Source organism: Pseudomonas sp. PS01300 (assembly GCF_029960155.1).
Lineage (GTDB): Bacteria > Pseudomonadota > Gammaproteobacteria > Pseudomonadales > Pseudomonadaceae > Aquipseudomonas > Aquipseudomonas palmensis.
Window position 1 is genome coordinate 1 of sequence record NZ_JASCPN010000129.1, and the last position, 3163, is coordinate 3163.

At 67.7% G+C, this 3163-nt stretch carries 3 protein-coding genes; 2 read left to right on the forward strand and 1 reads right to left on the reverse strand.

Annotation, left to right across the window (positions count from 1 at the left end; genetic code table 11):
• Positions 1-136 precede the first annotated feature (136 nt).
• Positions 137-1114 carry an NADPH:quinone reductase gene (locus QMX96_RS26550; RefSeq protein ID WP_282362711.1) on the reverse strand — a complete coding sequence of 326 codons (978 nt, stop codon included), beginning with the start codon at positions 1112-1114 and terminating at the stop codon, positions 137-139.
• A gap of 155 nt (positions 1115-1269) precedes the next feature.
• Between QMX96_RS26550 and hemF the strand changes: the two genes are divergently transcribed.
• Together hemF and aroE are read left to right on the forward strand one after the other, a co-directional pair.
• A complete protein-coding gene (hemF, locus tag QMX96_RS26555) occupies positions 1270-2196 on the forward strand; it encodes an oxygen-dependent coproporphyrinogen oxidase (protein WP_043862252.1) in 927 nt (308 codons plus the stop codon).
• 52 nt (positions 2197-2248) lie between these two features.
• Entirely contained in the window at positions 2249-3076 is an 828-nt protein-coding gene (aroE, locus tag QMX96_RS26560) for a shikimate dehydrogenase (RefSeq protein WP_043862253.1), read from the forward strand.
• The last annotated feature ends 87 nt before the right edge of the window (positions 3077-3163 follow it).

Here is a 3163-nt window from a genome sequence, read left to right on the forward strand (position 1 = left end):
CGACCTGGCCACGGGGCAGGGCGCCAGCGCGGGTTGACGGCCCTGCGGGCCTTTTTCGCGGGTCAAGCCCGCTCCCACAGGCGTTGTGGATAACCTTGTGGGAGCGGGCTTGACCCGCGATGGCGTTACTGCTGAATCAAGGCAACAACACCGTAGACCCCACCGTCCGCCGCGCCGACAACTCTGCCTGAGCCTTGGCCGCCTCGGCCAGCGGATAGCGCTGCTGGATATCCACAGCCAGCTTGCCGCTGGCGATCATTTCGAACAGCTCGTCGGCCATCGCCTGGGTGTTCTCGGCATTGTTGGCATAGCTGGCCAGCGTCGGCCGGGTCACATACAGCGAGCCCTTCTGCGCCAGGATCCCCAGGTTGACTCCGCTCACCGCGCCCGACGCATTGCCGAAGCTCACCATCAGCCCGCGCGGCGCCAGGCAGTCCAGCGAGGTCAGCCAGGTGTCCTGGCCCACGCCGTCGTACACCACCGGGCACTTCTTGCCGCCGGTCAGCTCCAGCACGCGCTGCGCCACGTCTTCACGGCTGTAGTCGATGGTTTCCCATGCACCCAGGGCCTTGGCCCGCGCCGCCTTCTCCGGCGAGCTCACGGTACCGATCAGCTTCACGCCCAGGGCCTTGGCCCACTGGCAGGCCAGCGAACCCACCCCACCGGCGGCGGCATGGAACAGCACCGTCTGGCCGGCCTGCAGCGCGTAGGTCTGGCGCAGCAGGTACTGCACGGTCAGGCCCTTGAGCATCACCGCGGCGGCCTGCTCGAAGCTGATGCTCTCGGGCAGCTTCACCAGGTTGGCTTCAGGCAGCGTGTGCACCTCGCTGTAGGCACCCTGCGGACCGCCAGCGTAGGCCACCCGATCGCCCACCTTGATCCGCGTCACGCCCTCGCCCACCGCCTCGACCACGCCGGCAGCTTCGGTGCCCAGGCCCGAGGGCAGTGCCGGCGGCGCGTACAGCCCGCTGCGGAAATAGGTGTCGATGAAGTTCAGACCAATGGCGTGGTTGCGCACGCGGACCTGTTGCGGGCCGGGCGCGGCGGGTTCGAAGTCGACCAGGGTCAATACCTCGGGGCCGCCATGCTGGCTGAACTGGATACGCTTGGCCATCTGCACTCTCCTGCTGGATCCGGGAAAACCCCTATCGGACGCCTTTGCTTGATCGCCGTCAACTGCGGGTGGCCTGCCGCCGGTGGTATGCTACGCGCCGAATTCAGCGCCGGCCCCCGCCTGGCCCGGCCCTAGCCCGTTTCCAAGGTGACCTGATGACTACCCGCACCGAGGCCGTGAAGGCCTACCTGCTCGACCTGCAAGACCGGATTTGCGCCGCCCTGGAAAGCGAAGACGGCGGCGCCCGCTTCGTCGAGGACGCCTGGGTACGCGAAGCCGGTGGCGGTGGGCGCACGCGGGTGATCGGCGAAGGCAACGTCATCGAAAAAGGCGGGGTCAACTTCTCGCACGTGTTCGGCAGCGGCCTGCCGCCGTCTGCCAGCGCGCACCGCCCCGAACTTGCTGGCCGTGGTTTCGAGGCGCTGGGGGTGTCGCTGGTGATCCATCCGCACAACCCCCATGTGCCGACCTCCCACGCCAACGTGCGCTTCTTCATTGCCGAGAAGGAAGGTGAAGAGGCGGTATGGTGGTTCGGCGGCGGCTTCGACCTCACGCCCTACTACGCCCACGAAGAAGACTGCATCCACTGGCACCGCGTGGCCGAGCAGGCCTGCGCACCGTTCGGCGCCGATGTGTACCCGCGCTACAAGGCCTGGTGCGACCGCTACTTCCACCTCAAGCACCGGGGCGAGCCGCGGGGCATCGGCGGCTTGTTCTTCGACGACCTGAACGAGTGGGACTTCGACACCTGCTTCGCCTTCATCCGCGCCATCGGCGATGCCTACGTCGAGGCCTACCTGCCCATCGTGCAACGGCGCAAGGCGCAGCCGTACACCGCCCAGCAGCGTGAATTCCAAGAGTTCCGCCGCGGGCGCTACGTGGAATTCAACCTGGTGTACGACCGTGGCACCCTGTTCGGCCTGCAATCGGGCGGCCGTACCGAGTCGATCCTGATGTCGCTGCCTCCGCAGGTGCGCTGGGGCTATGACTGGAAGGCTGCGCCGGGCAGTGAAGAAGCACGCCTGACCGAGTACTTCCTGCAGGACCGCGACTGGCTGGGCCTGGACAAGGCCGCTCACTGAACCCATTGTGGATAACGTGCCCGATTCGCCGGGCGGACTCAGGAAACGCGTCATGGACCAGTACGTTGTATTCGGCAACCCGATCGGCCACAGCAAGTCGCCGCTGATTCACCGGCTGTTCGCCGACCAGACCGGCCAGCAGCTGGAGTACAACACCCTGCTGGCGCCGCTGGACGACTTCAGCATGTGCGCGCTGGGCTTCTTCAAGCAGGGCAGTGGCGCCAACGTCACCGTGCCCTTCAAGGAGGAAGCCTACCGCCTGGTGGGTGACGGCCTGACCGCACGCGCCTGGCGAGCCGGGGCGGTGAACACGCTGACCCGGCTGCCCGACGGCAGCCTGCAGGGCGACAACACCGACGGTGCCGGCCTGGTGCGCGACCTCACGGTGAATGCCGGGGTCGAGCTCAAGGGCAAGCGCATCCTGCTGCTGGGGGCCGGTGGCGCGGTGCGCGGGGTGCTCGAGCCGTTGCTGGCGCATGAGCCTGCGTCGCTGGTGATTGCCAACCGTACGGTAGAAAAGGCCGAGCAGCTGGCCCGCGAGTTCGACGACCTGGGGCCGGTGGCCGCCAGCGGCTTCAGCTGGCTGGAAGAGCCGGTGGACCTGATCATCAATGCCACCTCGGCGAGCCTGGCCGGCGAGATGCCGCCGATTGCCGCGAGCCTGATCGAACCGGGCGTGACCGTGTGCTACGACATGATGTATGCCAAGGAGCCCACGCCGTTCTGTCGCTGGGCCACCGAGCACGGTGCGGCCAAGGTGCTGGACGGGCTGGGAATGCTGGCTGAGCAGGCGGCGGAGGCGTTCTTCATCTGGCGCGGGGTGCGCCCGGACACCGGGCCGGTGCTCGATGAGCTGCGCCGGCAGCTGGCGCGGGGCTAGAACGCGGCGCTGCCTTCGCCGGCAAGGCCGGCCCCTGTAGGCGCCGGCCTTGCCGGCGAAGGGCGCAACTCAATCCTCAAACTGGAC